Below are 397 nucleotides of genomic sequence, written 5' to 3'. Positions count from 1 at the left end.
CATCATGATCATTCCCTGGCAGGGGCTCGCCCCCGACACGCTGGACAACCTGATCGAAAGCTTTGTGTTGCGCGAAGGCACCGATTATGGTGAACATGAACGTTCGCTTGAACAAAAAGTCGCTGACGTAAAACGCCAACTGCAATCCGGCGAGGCCGTGCTGGTATGGTCTGAATTACATGAAACGGTCAATATTATGCCGAAAAAGCAGTTTCGCGAATAAAACGCCTTTGCCGACAATACATTATTAATAAAGCTCAATCATGGAGTTGCCATGTCAGCCAAACATCCGGTGATAGCAGTAACAGGGTCAAGCGGCGCGGGGACCACCACCACCAGCCTCGCGTTTCGTAAAATTTTCGCGCAGTTAAATCTGCATGCCGCCGAGGTGGAAGGC

1 protein-coding gene and 1 pseudogene are annotated in these 397 nt (G+C 50.9%); both read left to right on the top strand.

Annotated elements, in window-relative coordinates:
* The coding region (locus ACEWB7_RS18490; RefSeq protein WP_411581159.1) for a YheU family protein at positions 1 to 223 on the top strand (223 nt) is incomplete at its 5' end.
* A 51-nt stretch (positions 224 to 274) separates the two neighbouring features.
* Positions 275 to 397, top strand: a pseudogene (locus tag ACEWB7_RS18485) (phosphoribulokinase); the annotation flags it as partial.

The organism is Acinetobacter sp. NIOH-H-8 (assembly GCF_046635365.1).
GTDB lineage: Bacteria > Pseudomonadota > Gammaproteobacteria > Pseudomonadales > Moraxellaceae > Acinetobacter.
Note: the sequence above shows the minus strand (reverse complement) of the source record. Positions and strands in the feature narration are given on the sequence as shown.